Below are 22,301 nucleotides of genomic sequence, written 5' to 3'. Positions count from 1 at the left end.
CAAATGCCTAGGAACAAAACCCGGGGCACTTCAACCCATCGTCACCAACCCACCAACCCACCGTCACCAACCCACCAACCCACCTTCACGAACCCAACGCCATCTACCCGAACTAACCCAACCCACCGTCACCAACCCACCGCAGCATGAACCTTTTCGTGAACACCCGTGTCTAACGGTTTCGTAAGTGACGCACCCCGAACGCTCGCGGTTTGAACGGCCCCGTTCCTTAGCGGATTTGGATCGAACCTCAGCGGATTTCGATAGAACTCTGCCTGTCTCACCCCGTGAGCCTTCGTTAGTAGTAAGGACTGCCCTGCCATGGCCGAAGTTTCATCCCCTGCGCCCCTAACGTTCATCGCTCACGAGGTCCGCAGCGCGGCCACCATCGCCCACACCGTGGCCTCCCAGTTGCACTCGCGTTCCGAAGTACTCCCATCGATTCTCTCGGGAGTACCGCACGCCGCGGCTCAAGAGTTTTCGGCTGCATTGGCCGATGCGCGGTCACGTCACAATTCCGGCTTGCAAGCGCTAGCTAGCTATTTTACCGACGCCGCCACGGGCCTCCGCGATTTCGATACCGCAGTAGGAAGTCATGAATCCGACCACGCGGCAATGTTCCGAGGGAAGGCGGGATGATGAATATTGCAGGGCTATTGGAACCCATTTTGCGTCTGCTCCCTGCACCGACAGCAGCCGGTGCATCCAGTGCGGTAAAGGGATTGGCATCCATAGCTGATGTGGAATCGGTGGGGCGCCAGTTAGAAAGCTATATCGCCAACGGAATCCATGGGCAGGCTGGGCACGCTGTAACTCGCAACGTTAATGAGGCTATGCGGGCGGTCCATAGTGTGATCATGGGCGGAAATCAGCTGGATGATATTGCTCGCGAGGCCGTGATGGCCACGCAAACGACCGGCACACGGATAATGACGATCGCCCGGGAGTGCTTCGCCCAGTTATCTGGGGCATTGCACGGAAGCATGCTACTGAACCCGTCTGCGGCGATGGCCACGCTACTACCCATCGCGATGACACATTGGGGCCGCGCCGAAGCCGAGATAGAAGAACTGGGTGCCACTCTGCGCGCGCTGACGGTCAAAGTGAAATCCACTCCCCTTCCCACACCCCGCGCAGAAGCGACGAACGGGGAAGTCGTCGCGCAAAAACCCGTGCTCGCGCACCCCGCCGGTCCCGTGGACAAGCCCTCCCCCAGCCTGCACACCGCCGCCATGGATGGTGATGCTCTGGCGCCGTCTACAGCTGCGGATCGGGCAGTTACGGCTGCCAAATCCGCTCTCGGCACGCCGTATCAGTGGGGCGGCAACGTCCCCGGTCAGGGATTGGACTGCAGCGGGTTAACGCAGTGGGCGTATAAGCAGGCGGGCATCGACCTGCCACGCACGGCCGATGCGCAAGCAATCGGCCCCCAAATCCCGCAGCATCAAGTACGCCCCGGGGATCTAGCTGTCTGGGATGGGCATGTGGCAATGGTTGTGGACAACGGTCGGATGATCGAAGCTGGCGATCCTGTACAGATCAACCCCATCCGGCGCGACAACATCGGCATGGCCTTCAAAGGGTTCTATCGCCCCACGGCGGCGTAACCATGCTTACGGATCCACTACCTCGCAACCAAACCCACCAACACACCGAACGCAACCAGCCCGCAAAACCCACCAACCCACCAAACGCAACCACCCCACAAAACACACCAAACGCAACCACCCCACCAACACACCAAACCCATCAACCCGCAAAACCCACCAACACACACCAAACGCAACCAGCCCACGAAACAAACCGAACCAAAAAACACTCTATAACCACCAGAACACAGAGGACCCAGCCATGAATGCAACAAACCACACCGACCGACCATTAGTGGGCCCGAAGCACTCCACGGGACTTGCCCGGATCGTGACTGTTCCAGAGAAAAGAGAATATTTGCAGGCGCAGTTCCTTGGTGAAGAACCCGCGACCGTACCTCCCGTCCTAACGATGGAATTGCGATAAGAACAAGGTAAGATGCTGCTTCATGGCAGTAGAAACCAGTACTCGAACCTTCGGGACCGGCGTGGTCCCAGTCAAGATGGTTCTCACCAGCGGCACGTGGTACACCCTGTGGGCACCTCATTGGATGGTCAAGGGGGAATCCTGGCAGGCGTTCCTGGGCAACGATGACAAGATTTACGTCTTCAGCAGCCCCGCAGAGATCTTGGCTTACCTCAATGACGGGGGCCAGAACGAGCTCTCAGATCACCCGAAATGGTCGCAATTCTCCGCGAATCTCGATGCCAACGTGATTCCCACTGAAAAGACCACGATCGATCTGATCGAGCTCCCCCGAGTATTGGCACAACGCCCAGGCTACGAATCCACCACGACCGTCACCCGCGCGTTCGATCTAGTCCGCAGCTTCGGCAGCGTGATGGACATCAAGGACATCAACAACTGGTTCCACTCGTACTCCATTTTGGGTAACACCCGCCGCGGTGCGGACCACTACGCTTCCCAAAATGGTATGGAAGAGTGGTCGGGCGTAGGTCGCACGGTCTTGGATCGTTGGAAAACCATCCTAGATGCCATTGAAGCCGCCATCATTCACCCTGAGGTCAAGGAATCTAGCACGGAAGCAGCCCAGGAACGCATCGACTCTGCCAAGAAAGCCGCCGAGGATAAAGCCGAGGCCCTCGCGAAAGAACAGCAAAAGGACAAAGAAGCCGCGGATATCGATCCATACGATTCCACCATCTGGGCTCAATCTGGGATCGACCCCATCCGTATTTCCCTCGGTGGCCAGTACGCTTACACGCTGCGGTGCTACGTCGGTGACAAGCCCCTCTTCCTAGGCAAGAATGGCGAAATTCACACCTTCCCGAATGCCAAAACGCTGGTTCGCTGGATTATCGACGCCCCAGAACACGACCTGGAATCGCTCTCCACTTGGGGGGACATCGTCAGCATGGCGAACGCCGGCGAGTTGGATGTCAAGGTTCACGACACGAACCAGTACGTCTTCACCGGGCTGCGCGAGGACATCGCTAAGTCCGTGGAATCGGTCGATACAGATCAGCTGGGCCGGGCATACGAACTGCTCGCGGACGCAGCTGACTGGGCGGGCGACGATGGCGTCAATAAGGTCTTGTTGGCGTACCCCGAGCTACAGAACTACCTCGCCTACATGCTGGGCGCTCCTTCCTCTGCAACCCCTTCGGCTCCCTTCGACAAGGAAGCCAAGGGTTGGAAGGCGTTGGAGGAAGGCTTGACTAAGCGATTCACCCGTTTCTAATCCACAGGCCCCCACCACACCGGCGCGCTAACCCCACCACACCGGCGCAATAACCCCAGCGCGCTAACCCCACCACACCAGCGCAATAACCCCAGCACGCTAACCCCACCACACCAGCAAGTTAACCCCACCACCCCAGCGCGCTAACCCCGGCGCAGCTCGTGATCTAAGCTTTCAAGCTCGCCGCCGCCGGACATCTCTAGCGTGAGCTGTTCCAATGTCACTTCGTCATAGCTGGCATCCATCACCTGCTGCCCCATGTTCAGCATTACGAAGTGGTCCCCCACCAGGTACGCGTGATGTGGATTGTGGGTAATCAGGATAACGCCCAGCCCTTTTTGCTTCGCGGCTTTCACGAACCGGAGCACCATTCCCGATTGCTTGACGCCAAGCGCGGCAGTGGGCTCGTCCAAAATCAGCACCCGCGCACCGAAGTACACCGCTCGTGCAATCGCCACCACCTGTCGTTGACCACCCGACAATGTATTGATAGGGACCTCGACGTTGGGCAGGTTTACCCCCATCTTGGCTAGTTCTTCCCCAGCGATAGTGCGCATCGTATCGGTTTTCAATGTCCCCAGCGCACCAGTGATTTCCTGGCCCAGGAAGAAATTGCGCCACACCGACATCTCCGGCACAACGGCGAGATCCTGATATACCGTTGCTATACCGCGATCCAGAGCCGCTTTTGGTCCGGCGAAGTGAACTTCTTCCCCATCGACGAGCAGCTCACCGCTGGAGTGCGGGTGCCGACCAGCCAAGATCTTGATGAGTGTGGACTTGCCCGCACCGTTATCGCCTAGGACACAGGTTACTTCCCCTGGGTGAATCCGCAGGTTAACCCCATCCAAAACGTGGATCGGCCCGTAGTCCTTGGTGACATCGCGCAATTCGATCAGTGCCACACCGGATTCAACACCCACACCAACCGGTACTGCACTTCCACCCGCACCGGTACTCACACCGGATTCAACACCCACACCAACCGGTACTGCACTTCCACCCGCACCGGTACTCACACCGGCACCCGCCACGCCTCCGTTCGCATCGACATTCACCTGCTCCTTGTTCCCTCGAGAAAATTTCCGCAACATAGTCGAGATCACGCCTTTCCGCTAGTGAATCGAGAAACGGAATTATTGGTCAGCACAGCAAACAGCAACATTGCGCCTAGGAAGAACTTAAACCAGTCAGGGTTCCAGCCTGCGTACACAATGCCTTGGTTGGTCATGCCGAAAATCAAAGCCCCCACGGCCGTGCCCACGGCGGTACCCTTTCCGCCGGTGAGCGCGCACCCGCCGATGACGGCGGCGATGATGTACAGGAATTCGTTGCCCACACCCTGACCCGCCTGGATCGAATCGAATGCGAATAAGTTATGCATGCCCACGAACCATGCGGCAAATGCCACGAACATGAACAGAATGACCTTCGTCCGTCGCACTGGTACACCGACGGCACGGGCCGCTTCGGCGTCACCCCCCACGGCGAAGATCCAGTTACCGAAACGGGTCTTAAACAGCAAGAAGCTAGCAAACGCCACGAAAAGCAACCACCAGAACACGGTGACGTTAATACTCACTCCAAAGATATCCACGCTGGAAGCAAAAACCCGACGTGCGGATTCGAAACCTTCCATATCACTGATGGACGGGGTAGCAACCTGCCCGGTGACTAGCTTGGTGACAGCCAGGTTAATGCCCTGCAGCATGAGAAACGCTGCCAACGTGATCAGGAAGCTGGGGATTCCCGTTCGCATCACCAAGTACCCGTTGCACGCTCCAATAGCCAGGGCAATCAGCAGGGAGAGGAACACACCGACCCAGGAATTCAGCCAGAAGTTGTAGTTCAGCATCGTCGCAGCCAGCGCAGAGGTGGTCACCGCCACGCCGGAGGACAAATCGAATTCATCGCCGATCATCAGCACACCGACGGCTAGCGCAATGATCCCCATGGTGGAGCTGGCGTACAACACGGTTGCAAACGCGTCGGCGCTACGGAAGCTCGGTGCCACAATCATGAACAGTGCGAAAATAACAAGTGCGCCGAGGACGGAGGCGAACTCCGGACGTTTAAGCCAACTGGCCATTAACGAAGTCCTTTCTTGGCTGCATCCTCGATGGTTTCCACATTGGAGTTATCCACAAAACTTGGACCGGTGAGTACCGCCTTCCCACCGCCGACGGTGGAGCCGTTACGCTGGGCTAACCACAGCGCGTCGATCGCCATGTAACCCTGCAGGTAGGGCTGTTGATCCACAGCCCACTGAATATCACCCTTCTTGATGGCGGCGACCAACTCGGCATTGGTATCAAAAGTGGCGATCTTGACGTTGCTACCTGCGGTCTTGGCGGATTTCACGCTGGTCAGGGCCACGGGCGCAACTAGGCCCATGATCCAATCGATGCTCTTATCCTGCGCCAACTTTGCCTGCACGGTGGACTGCACGTTCGTGAGATCCATCCCGTTGACGTAAAGGTTTTCAACATCGCCCTTGCCAGCGAGCCCCTTCTTAATTCCACCACACCGTGATTCCTGGCTGGGGTTACCTTGCTCGTGAATCACGCACAGCACCTTCTTGGCCCCGTCGTTAGCCAGCCTCTGGCCGGCTTGCTCCCCGGCCACCTTTTCGTCTTGCCCAAAGAACGCCGAGATACCGTAGCGCCCATAGTTATCCATTCCGGAGTTCAGCGCCACCGTGGGAATCCCAGCATCCACGGCGCGCTTCGCAGCAGGTCCCAATGCTTCGGGGGTTGGCATCGTTAAAGCCAAACCGTCGACCTTGGAATCAATCGCGTTGCGCACTAGGTTGGCTTGATCCGGAGCTTGCGGCGAGGAGCTGTAGCGCAGCTCCAAGTTGTTCTTCTTCGCCGCGTCTTCCGCTCCTGCCCGCACGAGGTCCCAGAAAGTATCCCCGGGCGCGCCATGGCTCACCATCGCTACGGTGTAACGCGGGGTATCCACGCCCCCGCCACCGCCGGACTCGCCGGTATCACGCGGCCGCCCTCCGGTTGCCGAGCAACCACTGAGGATTATCGACGCCGCAAGCAGCGCGGCCACGATCACCACTAGGCGCACACGGCCAATGGCGAAAACGGGTGAATGAGTCTCCGATGCTGTTATTGGGGACGAAGACAAGCGCTGAAGCTGGCTGCGCTGGGACTGAGGATTTACCGATTGTGGTCGCACAAATTCTGATTATGCGCAGGTCGGAAGGGATGAGTCAATTTATTCAATGACGTTCTTAAACGTTTCAGTGGCCCCCACCTGCGCAGACTGAACCGCCTTCGTTTGACCTAAAGCCTTCAGAGAGGGGTGGGCTTCACCTGCGCAGACTGAACCGCCTTCGTTTGACTTGAAACCTTCAGAGAGGGGTGGGCTTCACCTGCGCAGACTGAACCGCTAGTTCGCGCCGTCTTGGTCCTCCGCGTCATCATCCAAGCTAAGACCCAACTCTTCTAGCTCCGCCTTGAGGTTTTCCATCGACAACTCCAGCCGGGGATCCTCCGCCACCTCGTGGCTGTGCAAGCCCCGTAGCCCAGAAGACAAGTGGTCGTGGTCGTGCTCGTGGGCGTCGGTACCCAAAGAACCGTCAGCACCCAGTACGCCTCCAACTTCGGCGTACGCTGGGTAGATGACATGCTGGGCTAAGTCCTCACGCAGGCCCTGCGGGCAGTAGGCAACGTCCAGTGCGTTGGTGGTCAGCTCCAACATTTGCCACAACTCCAGATCGAATTCCTCGATGAGGCGCGCAAATTCCTGGGTCATGGTGGTACCGGAAACCAAGCGGTTATCCGTATTCACCGTGCAGTGGAAGCCCATGTCGTACAACAGGTTGAAGGGGTGATCGGCGATCGATTCGCACACACCGGTTTGGGTGTTCGAGGTGGGACAAATCTCCAAGGTGATGCGCTGATCCAGCATTGCCGTTGCCACGGGCCCCAATTCGATACCTGCCATGGTGGCATTGAAGTCCTCGTAGACGCGCACGCCGTGACCGATTCGTCGAGCCCCCTGCGCCAGAGCCGAGCGGAGGGAATCCACACCATCGGCTTCTCCAGCGTGAATGGTGAACGGCACCAGGTTTTCACGCAATAGCGCAAATGCCTCGGCGTGCTTTGATGGCGGGAAGCCCAGTTCTGCACCCGCAATGTCAAAGCCCACCACATAGCCTTGGCCTGGGGTGTGCTTACCGTAGTTATCAACGGTCAACTGGGCGATTTCCGTGGCACGATCTGCATGTCGCATGGCGCAAAGGATGAGGCGCACATGGATGGTTTTGTTGTCACGTTCAGCTACCAGTCGCTCACCTTCCTGCACGCCCTGAACGGTGGCCTCCACAACGTCTTGCAGGCTCAATCCCGCGTTCAGGTGCTGCTCTGGGGCATACCGCAGTTCGGCGTAACACACGTTGTCCGCGGCGAGGTCTTCGACCGCCTCGCGGGTGACACGAATCAACGCCTCGCGCGTCTGCATAACCGCAGTAGTGTGATCGAAAGTGGTGAGGTAAGTGGGCAGATCACCCGAATTAGCTGCATCATAAAACCACTTTTCCAATTCTTCCGGGTTAGTGGTGGGCAGCTTGTCGTAACCGCTTTCTTCAGCCAGCTCAATGATCGTGGCTGGGCGCAACCCGCCGTCAAGGTGATCGTGGAGTTCAACCTTAGGCAGGCTGGCGATGGTGGACAGAAGTTCGCTATCAACGTGGCTCATAAACCACTAGTTTAGCGAGGCTGGTTGTCCAACCTTCAGCGAGCGTCGAAACGCGCGGCTTTAGTGGGCGTCGTAACGCACATTGATGATCGCCGCCGGTGGTGCCTCCGGCGTGACCTGGGAGAGCGCACGGTCGGTGGTTGCAGCCCATGCGGAGCAATACAACACAATGCGCCACACGAAGTACATCAAGACCATCACACCGATGATTGGACCGAAAGCCGCTCCCGCGGGGTTGCTCAGCGCGTTGGAGAAAAACACCGTCGCAAACTGTTTGAAGACCTCGAAGGCTACGGCGCCGATGATCGCAGCGCGGAAAACAGAAGGACGGTCAGTCTTCGTTCGTGGCAGGTACGCGATGAGCCACACAAACACGATGTAGTTGGCAATCAGGGCGACCACTAGTGCAACAAGGAAGGTGAGAATGCGGATGCCCGGGATATCCGACAAGTGCAGCATCTCCAGCAGGCGCATGGTCAACCCGGAGTTTCCAATGGCGGTTACAGCAAAGGCAACGATGAGCGCAATGAGTAGGACGATGAGCCCAATGAAGTCCTTGACCTTACCCATGATGAAGTTCTTCGGGGTACCAGAAACCTTCCACATTTCGGAGGCCCCCATGCGCAGATGCGCCATCCAACCCAACCCAGTCCACAGGGCGAGGAGCAAACCGATGGAGAATACCGAGGCTCGCTGTTCAACCGCCTGGTGGATGATTGTCGTCAGAGTTTCACTCATCTTGTCGCCACCGGATTGGGCAACCTTGTCGATGACCTTATTCAGTAGTTCTTGGTTTCCCGCCAACACCATCGCGGTGATAGAAAATGTCAGCATCAGGAGGGGGAACAGGGAGAGAACCGAAAAGTAAGTGATGCCGGCGGCAAACTGGTTGCCACCTCTTTCGGAATAGCGCTCCTGCATGCGCATGATGTGGTCGAACCAAGGCCACTTCTCACGGTATTTATCGATCGCGCCCGGATTATCTTCCCGCGCACGCTCAACGCCGTAGTCGTCGAGCTTGTCCTTATTGGGGTCGGTTGTTTTTGTAGCCACCGAAGCGTTCCAGCCTTTCCGTGGTGATATGAAACGTCATAGTGGAGCCTACTATGTGAGCCCGCGTCTCACTGGGGGCTCGCCACGTTATCGCCCTGCGCCTCCAGAAAAACCCACCCCGGGGCGCGCGTAGGTCATGGTGGGGTCACGCGCCTAGCGCAACGGTTATTTGCCCGCAGCCAAGAAACCCACCCGGTCATAGACCTGTTCCAAGGTGCGCGTAGCGATCTCACGAGCACGTTCCGCACCCTTAGCTAGCACGCGCTCCAGCTCAGCGCGGTCGGACATGTACTCGTCGAACTGTGCACGCAATGGGGAACAGAACTCCTCTAGAACCTCGGCCGTGTCCTTCTTCAGGTCGCCATAACCGGAGCCCGCGGCCTGGTAACCTGCCACGATGTCATCAATCGACCTGCCGGACAAACTGGACTGGATCACCAACAGGTTGGATACGCCAGGTTTGTTTTCTTTGTCGTAGCGGATCTCGGCATCGTTATCCGTTACCGCCGAGCGAATGCGCTTGGCCGATACCTTGGGATCATCCAACAAGTTGATGATGCCTTTGGGATTGTCCCCGGACTTACTCATCTTGGCAGTAGGCTCCTGTAGGTCGTAAATCTTCGCGGCGGATTCGGGGATGAAGCCTTCGGGCACCACGAAGGTCTTCTTATACCGCGAGTTAAAGCGTTCTGCGAGGTTACGCGTGAGTTCTAGGTGTTGGCGCTGATCCTCCCCCACCGGCACTAGGTTCGGGCGATAAAGCAAAATATCTGCCGCCATCAGCATTGGGTACGCGTACAGACCCGAAGTGGTGTTCTCGCTGCCTTGTTTTGCCGATTTATCCTTGAACTGAGTCATGCGGCGCGCTTCACCATCCCCGGTGATGCACATAAATACCCACGCCAATTGGGCATGCTCGGGCACATGAGACTGCACGAACAACGTGGAACGCTCAGGGTCGATGCCTAGGGCTAGCAGCTGAGCTGCGCCCGCTAAGGTGCGATTGCGTAGATCTTTCGGGTTGTACCCCGGCACGGTAATGGCGTGCTGGTCAGGGATGAAGTACAGCGTGTCGTAATCATCCTGCAAATCAATAAACTGCTTGACCGCTCCCAAGTAATTTCCGAGGTGATAGGAATCGCTGGTGGGCTGCAGGCCGGATACCACGCGCTGTTTGCGCTCGGGGTGAGCTGTCGCTGCACCATTGTTGGTTGCGGCTACAGTTTCTGCACTAGTTTCAGGGGTGTTTTCAGTATTAGACATAGTTGTAACTTTACTCCGGCAGAAAACTAGCGCCCATCGGGTCCTTCTTCTTCCTCTTCTTCCTCTTCTCGGCGGACGTTACCGACCCTTCTTTTCTTTAATGTTCGACGCCGAACTCCCGCGCGATTAAGTATCCACATCGTCAAGCGCCCCGCTGGGTCACGGGCGTATTGGCGCTCCTGATACTCGAATACCGGCAGGGAGATTTTGAAGTAGATGGACAACACACGCAGGGTGAACGCCACCACCAATGTGACAATGACCGTCACTTGTTCAGGTACTCCGTTGGTGTGCATGACGTAATACAACACTGCCGCCACAAAAGCGACGGAGGCATACAATTCGTCCGAAAATACGAGAGGCACGCGGTCGCACAGGATATCGCGGGCCACACCGCCGAACACACCTGTGACCACAGCTGCCATGCAGGCAATGATCAAGCCATGCCCCTCCCCTAGAGCAACTTGCGTGCCGAGCACGGAAAAAGCAGCCAAACCCAGAGAGTCGAGCAATAGGAAGATGGTCCGGAAGTAACTCATCAATACGCTCGTCAGCACGGTGACGAGGGCCGCGACCACCACAATCAACAAGAAGACTGGCTCATTCACCCACCTCAGTGGGTAGTGTGCAAGCAAGAGATCACGCATGGTTCCGCCACCGAGGGCAGTGACACAGGCGATCATGCACACACCGAACAAGTCCATGCGCTGTCGCCCCGCGGCTAGGGCAGCCGTCATGGCTTCTGCGGTAATACCGATAACGAAAAGTACGGTGAGCATAAGGAACGTACCTTTCTACATCAACACTTCACGAAGTTTCGGATTCGGACCCACATCGATGTTCGAACCCGCATCGTTGTTCGGACCTACATCGTTGTTCGGACCCACACCGTTGTTCGGACCCGCATCATTGTAGGCCACTGTCCGCGCACCTCAAACGACACCGCAGAACCCGCCAGCCGCTTAGGCGTATTCAACGATCACAGGCGAATGGTCAGACCAGCGCAAGTCGTAAGCTTCCGCGCGATCAACCCACGCATTGTTGGCCACACGTGCGCGCTCCAGCATCCCCTCGGTCGCCACATGTAGGTCAAGCCGCCATCCCGCACCCGTGTCGAATGCCTGTCCGCGGTAAGTCCACCACGAATACGGCCCATCTGCTTCTGGGTTAAGGCGACGGACAACATCGAACCACTGCGGGTTCTCACTCGCCCCCTCCCGCAGACGTTGTTGCGCGAGCGGCGTTGGCGAATAATCCACGGCCCCATAGAAATCCCCTGCGCGACCCGCTGGGTTGCCGGTGCGCGCTGAATCGGTTTCATCGCCCACTTGAGTACTCTCATCCGGCCACGAGCCCAAGATAGAGTCCATGAATGCCCGCTCATCTGGCAAGAATCCGGACTTGGTGCGGTTGGTACGCCAATTCTTCAAATCTGCGCGCCGGTGGCAAATGTTCCAATCTCCGCCGATAATCATGTTTTCCGGTTGACCATCAACCGTGCAGGCAGCCCGTTGCTGCATGAAGTGGCCGAAAGAATCTAAGAACCGATACTTCTCGTCCTGCTTTTCGCTGTTCGCCGCTCCACTGGGCAGGTACAGGGAGGCCACAGTCACGGGCCCAAAATGTGTATTGACCCGGGCTTCGATATACCGCCCGGAATCATCGAACTCCCGCGCACCGGGCGAGGCGGTCAGGCCGGCTTGCTCTTCGGCGTGGGCAAACCCGGTGGCCACGTGGGTAAGGGGTAGGCGCGATAGGATCCCGACGCCCGCACGCCCCTTAGCTGCGGCCTCCGCCTGGACCAGGTGCCATCCGGCTTCGAGAGCCGGGGCCAGCGCTGCTTCGGTTTGTTTTTCGTTAGCACGCACTTCTTGCATGAGGACCACATCGGCGCTGGTGTTCTCCAGCCAAGGGAGGATACCCAGGTTCGTTTCGCTGCGCTGTTTAGCCGCCGCGCGAATTCCGTTCACGTTTACCGTTGCCACCGTTAAAGTCATGGCCTCTACCCTAGTCAGTGGCGTTGGTGGGGAGGCTGTGGGCGTCGGTGGAAAAGAAAAAGCCAACGCGACTAGCCGGAGTTCTCAATGACCAGGCCCCGCCAAGAGGCGCGAGCACACCACGAGAAGATCGGGAAGCTCAGACAAGAAGCGGGCTAGGCGCGGGCAAGCTGGCGCCGGCGCAGCATGTAGGTCGGTACCCACACCACCACGCCACAGGCAGCCATGATCGCACCGGCCAAGGCAGGCGAAGCATAGCCCATGCCTGCGGCGATGACTTGCCCGCCAACGAAGGCGCCCGTGGCATTGGCGATATTGAGCGCAGAGTGGTTGAGGGCCGCAGCAAGGTTTTGGGCATCTCCAGCAACGTCCATGAGTCGCATCTGCAGGCTGGGAACCAGGATGGAGCCGGTCATGCCAATCAAACCGAACACGGTGATGGCCAAGGGTGCGTTGGCGGAGACAAATCGGAAGAGGGTGAGGATGAAAATCAACGTGACCAGCACGCCGCAGATGGTGTATTCCAGATTGCGGTCGGCCAGGATGCCACCAATATAGGTGCCGATGACCATTCCGATGCCGTAGACCATCAGAGGAATCCACATGAGGGAGGGATTAAAACCAGCACGCTCGGTTAACGTCCAGGTGATGTAGGTATAGACCGCAAACATGCCTCCAAAGCCGACGGTGCCGATTGCTAGGGTGAGCAGCACTTGGGAATTCACGAGCGCGCCGAGTTCGGTAACGGGATTGGTGGCTGGCATGAGGGTCATGTGGGGGACGGTGAACCACAGCGAGATGAAGGTGAAAACACCGATGAGGGTGACCAGGAGGAACGCAAGGTTCCAGCCGAATGTGCCACCGAGCCACTGTGCAACGGGCACGCCGATGACCGTCGCAACCGAAAGGCCCATACTAACTAAAGCCACCGACTTGCCACGCTGACCGGGTGGGGCCATCGAGGCAGTGATAAGCGCGGTGACGGAGAAGTACGCACCGTGGGGCAGACCGGCGATGAAACGCGACAGAACAAGAAGGTCGTAGTTGTGTGCGAATACCGTGAGCCCGTTACCGATGGTGAAGGCGATCATGAGGATCAGCGCTAGCCGGCGACGGGGAATCTTTCCCGTCAGAGTGGTGATGAGGGGGGCGCCGACGACTACGCCCAAGGCGTAGGCGGAAATAATGTGACCGGCGGTATCTTCCGTGATATTGAAGTCAGCGGCGATGTATTTGAGCAATCCCATCGCCACGAATTCCGTAGTCCCGATACCGAAACCGCCGAGGGCCATGGCGAACATCGCGAAGGTGCGACGGCGTGAGCCCATCTCGGTTTGGCGAGGGATCGGGCGGCGAGAAAGACGATTGGAAACGGCGTTCGAGTCTTTCGTCATTGTCGAGGATCGCAGTGAGGGCTGTGGAACCTTGGAGGGAGACATAAAGAGGGCGGACTCCAAAAAATTTATGAAACTATTTACTATTCTGGCCACACAGTAGCCCGTGAACCCGTATCATTCACAAGTTTCGGGTTTAACGTATTGTGGGGAAGGTAAAACGATAACATCTGACCGCTTAATACTGAATGCAGGGAGAAGAACGCCACATGGCAAACATCATCTACACCCGCACTGACGAGGCCCCACTACTGGCCACGTATTCGCTCAAGCCCATCGTAGAAGCTTTCGCTGCCACCACCGGTGTGCAGGTGGAAACCCGCGATATTTCACTTGCAGCGCGCATCCTCGCCGCATTCAACGACAGGCTACCCAAGGAGCAACAGGTCAACGATGCACTCCAGGAACTCGGCGAGCTAGCCAAGACTCCCGAGGCCAACATCGTTAAGCTACCTAACATCTCCGCATCCGTACCGCAGTTGAAAGCCGCGATCGCCGAGCTACAAAAGGCCGGTTACGATCTGCCGGATTACCCAGCCGAGCCTTCCACGGACGAGGAAAAGGACGCGCGCACCCGTTACGACTCAGTCAAGGGCTCCGCTGTAAACCCCGTCCTGCGCGAGGGCAACTCCGATCGGCGCGCACCAAAAGCCGTGAAGAACTTCGTGCGCAAGCACCCACACTCTATGGGTGAATGGACCGCCGATTCGAAGACCAACGTTGCCACCATGGAGGCCGATGACTTCCGGCACAACGAGCAGTCCGTCATCATGCCAGCAGACGACACGTTGCGCTTCCAACTGGTACAGCCCAACGGCGAAACCGTGGTACTGAAGGATGAGCTGCCGGTTCTGAGAAACGAGATCGTCGACGCCACGGTGTTGAGCGCGAACGCCTTGGATACGTTCCTGCGCGCCCAGGTTTCCCGAGCTAAGGCCGAAGGTGTTCTATTCTCCGTTCACCTCAAGGCCACCATGATGAAGGTCTCGGACCCCATCATCTTCGGTCACGCTGTACGCGCCTACTTCTCTGACGTGTTCGAGGAGTACGGTGACGAGTTGTTGGGCGCGGGCCTGAACGGAGAAAACGGCTTGGGCGCCATCCTGGACGGTTTGGAATCCTTGAAGCACGGTGCAGAAATCAGCGAGGCTATTGAGAAGACCCTCAAGGACAGCGCCGACTTGGCGATGGTGGACTCCGATAACGGCATCACCAACCTGCACGTCCCATCCGATGTGATCGTGGATGCGTCCATGCCAGCGATGATCCGTAACTCGGGGCAAATGTGGAACGCCGACGGGAATACTCAGGACACGCTCGCAGTTCTACCCGATTCCTCCTACTCGGAGATCTACCAAGTTGTCATCGACGACTGCCGCAAGAACGGCGCTTTCGACCCGACCACGATGGGCACCGTTCCCAACGTTGGCCTGATGGCGCAGAAGGCCGAAGAGTACGGGTCCCACGATAAGACTTTCAAGATTCCTCACGACGGACGTGTTCAGGTGCTGAACTCCGCTGGCGAGGTTCTGATGGAACACGAAGTTTCCCAAGGCGATATTTGGCGTGCATGCCAGGCCAAGGACATTCCTGTGCAGGACTGGGTGAAGCTGGCTGTCAATCGCGCTGCGGCGACGGGCGCCCCGGCGGTGTTCTGGTTGGATCCGGAGCGCGCTCACGATCGCAATATGATTGAACAGGTCAACAAGTACCTGGGTGATCACGATACTGAGGGCTTGGAGATTCACATCATGAGCCCAACCGAGGCGTGCCAGTTCTCCCTGGACCGCATCCGCGCCGGCAAGGACACGATCTCTGTGACCGGCAACGTTCTGCGTGATTACCTCACCGACCTATTCCCCATCATGGAGCTAGGTACATCCGCCAAGATGCTCTCCATCGTTCCGTTGATCGCTGGTGGCGGCCTGTTCGAGACCGGTGCCGGTGGTTCCGCGCCAAAGCACGTCCAGCAAGTGCAGAAGGAAAACCACCTGCGTTGGGATTCCTTGGGCGAGTTCCTTGCGTTGGCTGAATCCCTACGCAAGCTGGCCGAGACCGATAACAATCCACGCACTCCAATCTTGGGTGATGCACTGGACGTGGCAACGGAGAAGGTTCTAGACCAGGACAAGTCCCCTTCCCGCAAGGTTGGCGAGATCGACAACCGCGGTTCGCACTTCTACCTGGCAATGTACTGGGCACGTGAGCTTGCCAACCAGGACCGTGACGAGGAGCTTGCAAAGGTTTTCGCTCCTGTCGCCGATGCGTTGGAACAGAAGGAACAGGAAATTTCCCAAGAACTCATTAATGTGCAGGGCACCCCTGCCGATCTAGGCGGTTACTACTGGCTGGATGATGAAAAGGTCAACAAGGTTATGCGTCCTTCGGAGACGTTCAACCAGATCATTGACTCTCTGAAGAAGTAACCCCCCCCCCTTTTTAGTCGCTGGTCTTCGGGCCCGTCGCTCCTGCGCAGGAAACCCTTCGGCGCTGCACCTCCTCACATCAGAGGGATGCAGCGCCGAATTCTATTCAACCCCCACGGCGGCTTCGCCCTCGGGAGGCACCGACCACCGACTGCGCCTCACAACGAACCTAAAACAATGGCCTGCACAACCAATTAACCCTGGATAGCTTCCCGCAGCAGGTGAGCCGCCTCCGTTGGGGTTTTGCCAACCTTTACCCCAGCTGCCTCAAGCGCTTCCTTCTTCCCCTCGGCGGTACCACTCCCGCCGGAAACGATCGCTCCCGCGTGACCCATGGTCTTACCCTCTGGGGCAGTGAAGCCCGCAATGTAGGCAACCACCGGCTTGGTCACGTTGTCCTTGATGTACTCAGCCGCGAACTCCTCCGCATCGCCACCGATCTCGCCGATCATGATGATCGCGTCTGTATCCGGGTCCTGCTGGAAGGCTTCGATGGCATTGATGTGCGTAGTACCGATAATCGGGTCACCACCAATACCAACAGCGGTGGAGAATCCTAGGTCGCGCAGCTCATACATCATCTGATAGGTCAGCGTGCCGGACTTCGAAACCAAACCGATGCGCCCCTGATTCGGGGCGGTTTCGGCAGGGATGATGCCCACGTTGGTCTGCTCCGGGCTAATAATGCCTGGGCAATTCGGGCCAATGATCCGGGTCTTGCCAGACTGGCGCGCAAGGGCGAAGAATTCTGCGGTGTCCTTCACCGGAACACCCTCCGTGATGCAGACGACCAGTGGCATCTCGGCCTCAATCGCCTCTACCATTGCTGACTTCGTGAAAGCAGCGGGTACGAAGACAACGGAAACATTCGCACCGGTCTCCTCCATGGCATCGGCCACGGATCCAAACACAGGAACGGACTTACCGCCGTCGAACTCCACGGTCGTCCCGGCCTTCTTGGGGTTCACACCACCAACGATGTTGGAACCGGAGTTCAGCATCCGCTGGGTGTGCTTACGCCCCTCAGAGCCGGTCATGCCCTGGACGACGATCTTGGATTCGGAATTAACGAAAATAGCCATAGTTGTAGGTGATCCTTTTCTTCGTCGAGGGAATTACGCTTGGCTCTTGTGGTTACCAGCGCGCACCTGGTGAGCGATTTCTGCGGCGCGGCGCGCGGCGTCGTCCATAGAACCGACCATCTCAACACCCGGCAAACCCGCCTGCTCGAGAATCTGGCGCCCCAAGTCAGCATTGTTGCCGTCGAGGCGGACGACGAGAGGTTTAGGCTCCACGCCCTGATCCTGCAGGATCTTGAAGGCGCTGACGATTCCATTGGCAACCTCATCGCAGGCTGTGATGCCACCGAAGACGTTAACGAATACGCTCTTGACCTGCTTATCACCCAGAATCACGCCCAGGCCGTTGGCCATAACTTCCGCACTGGCGCCACCACCGATATCTAAGAAGTTCGCCGGCGCCGGCTTTGAATCGAACTGCTCACCGGCGTAGGCAACAACGTCCAAAGTGGACATCACAAGTCCCGCGCCGTTGCCAATCACACCTACGTTTCCGTCCAGCTTGACGTAGTTGAGGTCTAGCTCTTTGGCCTTGAGCTCCAACGGGTCCGTGGAGGAAGGATCAGCCAAGTCTGCGTGATCCGGGTGGCGGAATTCGGCGTTATCGTCCAGGGAAACCTTGCCGTCGAGGGCGACGATCTGGCCGTCACCGGTCTTCACCAGCGGATTGACCTCAACCAAGCTGGCATCTTCTTCGGAGTACACCTTGTACAGGGTCTGCATCACTGGGACGATCTTGTCTACATCTTCGCCAGTCATGCCACCCTGTTCGGCGATCTCGCGCGCAATCTGCTCGGTCAGACCTTCCAGTGCAGTAAAGTTGCGGCGAACCAGCGCCTCTGGCTTTTCTACCGCCAGTTTTTCGATCTCTACCCCGCCTTCCTTGGAGAACATGGCCAGGTAACGACGGCGGGTGCGGTCCAGCAGAATTGAGAAGTAGTACTCCTCCGCGATATCTGCGCCTTCCGCAATCATGACCTTGTGAACGGTGTGCCCCTTGATGTCCATGCCCAGGATCTGCTCGGCATGCTGCGCAGCTTCCTCTGGGCTCTTGGCTAGTTTCACACCGCCGGCCTTGCCACGGCCACCGGTTTTCACCTGAGCTTTAACTACAACAACTGGGGTTCCCAGTTCTTCTGCCGCCTGTTTAGCCTGTTCGGGGGTTGTCGCTACCTTTGCGCGCAGTACGGGCACGTGGTGTGCCTCGAACATGTCACGGGCCTGGTATTCGTAAAGATCCACGTTGTCTCCATTGGGGGTTTGACTGCGTTTTCTTTGCGGTTCCCGTCCTGTGGCCTCTTTTTGTACCGACGCCACGCCGTGCATCAGCCCTGAGACCCTGGGTGCGGTCCAATCCCCGAGCGTACAGATTTTTTGTGTGGCTGCCCCTAGCCTTTAGTGCAGGCGGTGATGGGTTCCCGAGATATCCACATAACGGTACTTCCTGTATGCCCCGATGCGGGATCACTCTTGCGAGCACACCGCAGGATGCCGAACTGTTCATGGAATTCAACGACTTTGGCAAAGTGATGCGGTTGGTGGTTATAGACTGTGACCTGCCCGCGAGGGGTAGCTAGGGTAGCCTTCATCCCCTCCACGTTGAGGACTTCGACTGGCACCCATTTTTCTGCGGGACCGTTGGCGGCACGCAGCACCGGCCCGTGGTGGGGCTTATGTCCGGGCGCTAGCACGTTGCATTCGGCTGCGCTGCAGTGTTGGTGTTGGATGTGCCGCGGGGGCAATTCCAGATCATCCCCGTCGTGCAGGCGGGCTTTGTTCCGGCTGTGGGAGTACAGAAAGCTAGGGCTCAAGGAAGCGAAGGCAAGTAGTGCCCCATATTGGCTGCGGAACACCCGCACGTGTGATTTTCCTCCGGCAGAGAAGGTAAGGCTGGCGCCGGCGCAGGAGTTTACGTGGGCTTCAACCCAGTCATCTGCGGAACTGTTGGGCACGGAATCAGGAATGTGAATGGACATGTCGTCAGACACAGAAAGTCTCCTAGCAAAAAAATGTTCGCTCTTCCAGCGGGCGGTAGCCTCGCTGGCCGATCTTCTCCCGGGGGCACCGTGCGCAGAACGAGCGCGGTTGCCAGCCGACAAGCCGGGAGGCTTAGAATCGTCGGTCTTCTTGATCGCACAGCAGAGCTTAACAGACAGCTTGGTCTACTTTCAACTTAGCCCCCCGCGAGCACTAAAACAGACCAAGCGGTACGAAAAATATACATCGATTCACCTGCCACTTTTCCAAAAAACGACGAAAAAATAGACAGAGCGGTTTACAATCCCTTTCATGCGGGCTAAAGTCTCTCTCCAACCGGACTGGGTCATTTCATCCCCGGTGAACTGCGGCCCACAACCGTCGCGAACAACACGAAAAACTAACAAGAATCGAGATCACCCATGTCAACCAAGTACGACAATTCCTCAGCCGATAACTGGGGCTTTGCTACCCGTCAGATCCACGCGGGCCAACCGGTGGATGCCACCGGCGCGCGCAACCTGCCCATCCACTTTTCCTCCTCGTTTGTTTTCGATTCCGCAGAGCACGCTAAGCAGCGTTTCGCGTTAGAGGACTTGGGTCCCGTTTACTCCCGTCTCACCAACCCCACCGTCGAGGTACTGGAAAACCGCATCGCCTCCCTCGAAGGTGGCGTGCACGCAGTCGCGTTCGCGTCCGGTCAGGCTGCGGAGACCGCAGCGATCCTCAACCTCGCCCAGGCCGGCGATCACATCGTGGCCTCCCCGCGCCTGTACGGCGGTACGGAAACTCTCCTGCTCGTGACACTACCGAAGTTGGGCATTACCACTACCTTCGTTGAGAACCCGGATGACCCAGAGTCGTGGCAGGCCGCCGTCCAGGACAATACTGTCGCATTCTACGGTGAGACTTTCGCCAATCCTCAGGCCGACGTTCTGGACATCCCAGCCATCGCGGAAATCGCGCACAAGAACAACGTCCCACTCATCGTGGACAACACCCTAGCCACCGCCGCCCTCGTACGCCCACTGGATTTGGGCGCGGATGTCGTGGTCAACTCCCTAACGAAGTTCTATACCGGTAATGGCTCCGCCCTCGGCGGCATTCTGGTTGACGGCGGCAAGTTCGATTGGACTCAAAAGCGCAATGGCAAGCCCGTCTTCCCCGGCTTCGTGACCCCAGACCCTGCCTACCACGGTTTGAAGTACGCTGACCTTGGCCCGGCCGCTTTCGGCCTGAAGGCACGCGTTGGCCTGCTGCGCGATACCGGCGCTACCCTGTCCGCCTTTAACGCATGGATCTCCACACAGGGCCTCGATACGTTGTCGCTCCGCGTTCGCCAGCACAACGAGAACGCGAAGCAGGTTGCCGAATTCCTCGCTGGTCATGACAAGGTTGCGAAGGTCAACTACGCGGGACTACCCGATAGCCCGTGGTACGCCACGAAGGAAAAACTGGGACTGGAGTACACCGGTGCCGTGCTGTCCTTCGACCTAGCCACCGGAAGCTCCGATCCTAAGGACACCGCGTGGAAGTTCATCGATGCCCTCAAGCTGCACTCCAATCTGGCTAACGTCGGCGACGTGCGTTCCCTCGTGGTCCACCCCGCGACCACCACTCACTCCCAGTCAACCGAGGAAAACCTGGCCTCCGCCGGAGTGTCCCAGGCCACGGTTCGCCTGTCGGTGGGCATTGAGGATATCGACGACATCATCAACGACCTGCGCCAAGCCTTCGACGCGATTTAACGCCCCCACCACCCAGCGACCCCTTCTTTCCCATCATGCGCTCCGAATTACTCCCACCCAATGGCGGCTCGTCCATCATCGAGATCGGCGATGTTGTCACCGAGGGTGGGGTCACTATTCCCGCCGCTCGGTTGTGCCTGCATGCCTTTTATGACGACGCCCACGGCTGCCCCACCGAAGCCGCCCGTCGGCCAATCATTCTCATCGAGCACGCGCTGACCGGCGATGGGAACGCGATGGATTGGTGGTCAGACAATGTGGGCCCCGGCAAGCCCATTGACACGGAACGCTACCTAGTGCTGTGCGCCAATGTGCTGGGAGGGTGCCAAGGCTCCACCGGTCCGGCCAGTTTGCATGCTGACGGCCGCGCCTGGGGATCACGCTTCCCCGGCCTGTCGATCAGGGATATGGTGCAAGCGGAAAACCAGTTGCTGGAAGCGATGGGCGTCGAAAAAATAGCTGCCGTTATTGGTGCTTCGATGGGAGGGGCTAGGGTGCTGGAGTGGACGCTAATGTTCCCCTCCAAAGTCACCAGCGCACTGGCGATTGCCGTTTCAGCGCGCGCGAGCGCCTGGCAGATCGGCATTCAGTCCAGCCAGATTCGCTTTATCGAGGCCGATCCGGACTGGCAGGGCGGCGATTACTACGGAACCGGCCGTGAGCCCAATGAAGGGATGGGGCAGGCGCGGCGGATTGCACACCTGACCTATCGCGGTGAGTTAGAAGTCGACGAGCGATTCGGCACCGATCCGCAACGGGACGAAAATCCCTATGGCCCGTATCGTCGAAGCGACCAGCGTTTTTCCGTGGAGAGCTATCTGGATCGGCAGGCCGAGAAGCTGAAGGAGCGCTTCGACGCGGGCAGTTATGTGGTGCTGACCGATGCGCTCAACCGGCACGATGTGGGCCGTGGGCGCGGTGGGATGAATGCGGCATTGGGCTCCAGCCAGGTGCCCACCATGGTGGTGGGGGTGGATACCGACATTTTGTATCCGTTCCACCAGCAGGAGCACCTGTCACGCAACTTGGGCGACTTCATCGGGTTATCCAAGATCACGTCTCCAACGGGGCACGATGGGTTCCTCATCGAATCGCGGCAAATGGGGCAGGTGCTGGAGAAGTTCCTGCGGAAAGCAGAGCTACTCGGCGAGGTAGTCGAATAGCTGGGGCGCCGGGGCGGAAGCGGTGCTGACGCGTGACTGCCCAAGGCTGAAGTGTGGTGACGTTGCCACGGCGTGGCTACCCGCGGCCTAAGCGGTACTGACTCGCGACTGCCCAAGGCTGAAGTGTGGTGGCGTTGCCACGGCGTGGCTACCCGCGACCCCAGCGGTGCTGACGCGTGACTGCCCAAGGCTGAAG

The 22,301-nt window shown here is 58.2% G+C and carries 20 protein-coding genes and 1 riboswitch; of the genes, 7 read left to right on the top strand and 13 right to left on the bottom strand.

Annotated elements, in window-relative coordinates:
* Positions 1 to 321: 321 nt before the first annotated feature.
* The 4 genes from HMPREF3098_RS01575 to HMPREF3098_RS01560 all read left to right on the top strand — a co-directional run bounded on the left by HMPREF3098_RS01575 (position 322) and on the right by HMPREF3098_RS01560 (position 3,292).
* Positions 322 to 639: a hypothetical protein gene (locus tag HMPREF3098_RS01575; protein WP_070433746.1), complete on the top strand. Its 318-nt coding sequence runs from the start codon at positions 322 to 324 to the stop codon at positions 637 to 639.
* Positions 636 to 1,607 carry a C40 family peptidase gene (locus tag HMPREF3098_RS01570; protein ID WP_070433745.1) on the top strand — a complete coding sequence of 324 codons (972 nt, stop codon included), beginning with the start codon at positions 636 to 638 and terminating at the stop codon, positions 1,605 to 1,607. The genes HMPREF3098_RS01575 and HMPREF3098_RS01570 overlap by 4 nt, the downstream gene beginning before the upstream one ends.
* A 244-nt stretch (positions 1,608 to 1,851) precedes the next feature.
* On the top strand, positions 1,852 to 2,016 hold the full coding sequence (locus tag HMPREF3098_RS11450) for a hypothetical protein (protein ID WP_168155970.1): 165 nt from the start codon (positions 1,852 to 1,854) through the stop codon (positions 2,014 to 2,016).
* 22 nt (positions 2,017 to 2,038) lie between these two features.
* A complete protein-coding gene (locus HMPREF3098_RS01560) occupies positions 2,039 to 3,292 on the top strand; it encodes a hypothetical protein (protein WP_070433743.1) in 1,254 nt (417 codons plus the stop codon).
* Between the two features lie 143 nt (positions 3,293 to 3,435).
* Here the strand turns inward: HMPREF3098_RS01560 and HMPREF3098_RS01555 are convergent, their stop codons facing one another.
* The 10 genes from HMPREF3098_RS01555 to HMPREF3098_RS01515 form a co-directional block, all read right to left on the bottom strand.
* A complete protein-coding gene (locus tag HMPREF3098_RS01555; protein ID WP_083283920.1) occupies positions 3,436 to 4,215 on the bottom strand; it encodes an ATP-binding cassette domain-containing protein in 780 nt (259 codons plus the stop codon).
* Positions 4,216 to 4,394: 179 nt separating this feature from the next.
* A complete protein-coding gene (locus HMPREF3098_RS01550) occupies positions 4,395 to 5,381 on the bottom strand; it encodes an ABC transporter permease (RefSeq protein ID WP_070433742.1) in 987 nt (328 codons plus the stop codon).
* Complete coding sequence (locus HMPREF3098_RS01545; RefSeq protein ID WP_070433751.1) at positions 5,381 to 6,379, bottom strand: sugar ABC transporter substrate-binding protein; 999 nt, start codon at positions 6,377 to 6,379, stop codon at positions 5,381 to 5,383. The genes HMPREF3098_RS01550 and HMPREF3098_RS01545 overlap by 1 nt, the downstream gene beginning before the upstream one ends.
* A gap of 315 nt (positions 6,380 to 6,694) precedes the next feature.
* Positions 6,695 to 8,005: an adenosine deaminase gene (locus HMPREF3098_RS01540; protein WP_070433741.1), complete on the bottom strand. Its 1,311-nt coding sequence runs from the start codon at positions 8,003 to 8,005 to the stop codon at positions 6,695 to 6,697.
* A gap of 60 nt (positions 8,006 to 8,065) precedes the next feature.
* Positions 8,066 to 9,058, bottom strand: coding sequence for an inner membrane protein YhjD (yhjD, locus tag HMPREF3098_RS01535; protein ID WP_070433740.1), 993 nt, complete (start codon positions 9,056 to 9,058; stop codon positions 8,066 to 8,068).
* A 165-nt stretch (positions 9,059 to 9,223) separates the two neighbouring features.
* On the bottom strand, positions 9,224 to 10,321 hold the full coding sequence (trpS, locus tag HMPREF3098_RS01530) for a tryptophan--tRNA ligase (RefSeq protein WP_246815802.1): 1,098 nt from the start codon (positions 10,319 to 10,321) through the stop codon (positions 9,224 to 9,226).
* A 26-nt stretch (positions 10,322 to 10,347) separates the two neighbouring features.
* Complete coding sequence (locus HMPREF3098_RS01525; protein WP_083283913.1) at positions 10,348 to 11,100, bottom strand: trimeric intracellular cation channel family protein; 753 nt, start codon at positions 11,098 to 11,100, stop codon at positions 10,348 to 10,350.
* A gap of 15 nt (positions 11,101 to 11,115) precedes the next feature.
* Positions 11,116 to 11,241 (bottom strand): hypothetical protein, encoded by a 126-nt coding sequence (locus HMPREF3098_RS11960; protein ID WP_256364840.1) that lies wholly within the window; start codon positions 11,239 to 11,241, stop codon positions 11,116 to 11,118.
* Between the two features lie 42 nt (positions 11,242 to 11,283).
* Positions 11,284 to 12,318 (bottom strand): exodeoxyribonuclease III, encoded by a 1,035-nt coding sequence (locus HMPREF3098_RS01520; RefSeq protein WP_070433739.1) that lies wholly within the window; start codon positions 12,316 to 12,318, stop codon positions 11,284 to 11,286.
* 155 nt (positions 12,319 to 12,473) lie between these two features.
* Positions 12,474 to 13,712, bottom strand: a complete 1,239-nt coding sequence (locus HMPREF3098_RS01515) for an MFS transporter (RefSeq protein ID WP_070433738.1) — start codon at positions 13,710 to 13,712, stop codon at positions 12,474 to 12,476.
* A 209-nt stretch (positions 13,713 to 13,921) separates the two neighbouring features.
* On the opposite strand from HMPREF3098_RS01515, the gene HMPREF3098_RS01510 reads away from it, so the two are divergent.
* Positions 13,922 to 16,138 (top strand): NADP-dependent isocitrate dehydrogenase, encoded by a 2,217-nt coding sequence (locus tag HMPREF3098_RS01510; RefSeq protein ID WP_070433748.1) that lies wholly within the window; start codon positions 13,922 to 13,924, stop codon positions 16,136 to 16,138.
* A gap of 194 nt (positions 16,139 to 16,332) precedes the next feature.
* Here HMPREF3098_RS01510 and sucD read toward each other — a convergent pair whose 3' ends face one another.
* The 3 genes from sucD to HMPREF3098_RS01495 all read right to left on the bottom strand — a co-directional run bounded on the left by sucD (position 16,333) and on the right by HMPREF3098_RS01495 (position 19,205).
* Positions 16,333 to 17,220 (bottom strand): succinate--CoA ligase subunit alpha, encoded by an 888-nt coding sequence (gene sucD, locus HMPREF3098_RS01505; protein ID WP_070433737.1) that lies wholly within the window; start codon positions 17,218 to 17,220, stop codon positions 16,333 to 16,335.
* 33 nt (positions 17,221 to 17,253) lie between these two features.
* Positions 17,254 to 18,459, bottom strand: coding sequence for an ADP-forming succinate--CoA ligase subunit beta (gene sucC, locus HMPREF3098_RS01500; protein ID WP_070433736.1), 1,206 nt, complete (start codon positions 18,457 to 18,459; stop codon positions 17,254 to 17,256).
* Positions 18,460 to 18,605: 146 nt separating this feature from the next.
* Positions 18,606 to 19,205 (bottom strand): hypothetical protein, encoded by a 600-nt coding sequence (locus HMPREF3098_RS01495; protein WP_141739630.1) that lies wholly within the window; start codon positions 19,203 to 19,205, stop codon positions 18,606 to 18,608.
* Positions 19,206 to 19,227: 22 nt separating this feature from the next.
* Positions 19,228 to 19,350, bottom strand: a riboswitch (SAM riboswitch).
* Positions 19,351 to 19,616: 266 nt separating this feature from the next.
* On the opposite strand from HMPREF3098_RS01495, the gene HMPREF3098_RS01490 reads away from it, so the two are divergent.
* Both HMPREF3098_RS01490 and HMPREF3098_RS01485 read left to right on the top strand, forming a co-directional pair.
* Positions 19,617 to 20,942, top strand: a complete 1,326-nt coding sequence (locus tag HMPREF3098_RS01490) for an O-acetylhomoserine/O-acetylserine sulfhydrylase (RefSeq protein ID WP_070433734.1) — start codon at positions 19,617 to 19,619, stop codon at positions 20,940 to 20,942.
* Between the two features lie 35 nt (positions 20,943 to 20,977).
* The gene (locus HMPREF3098_RS01485; protein WP_070433733.1) at positions 20,978 to 22,105 is read left to right on the top strand and encodes a homoserine O-acetyltransferase MetX; all 1,128 of its coding nucleotides are present in this window, start codon (positions 20,978 to 20,980) and stop codon (positions 22,103 to 22,105) included.
* Positions 22,106 to 22,301 lie beyond the last annotated feature (196 nt).

Origin of the sequence: Corynebacterium sp. HMSC28B08, from assembly GCF_001806865.1 — a bacterium.
Taxonomy (GTDB): Bacteria; Actinomycetota; Actinomycetes; order Mycobacteriales; family Mycobacteriaceae; genus Corynebacterium; species Corynebacterium auriscanis.
The sequence above is the reverse complement of the archived record's forward strand: the minus strand, read 5'-3'. Positions and strand labels throughout refer to the sequence as shown.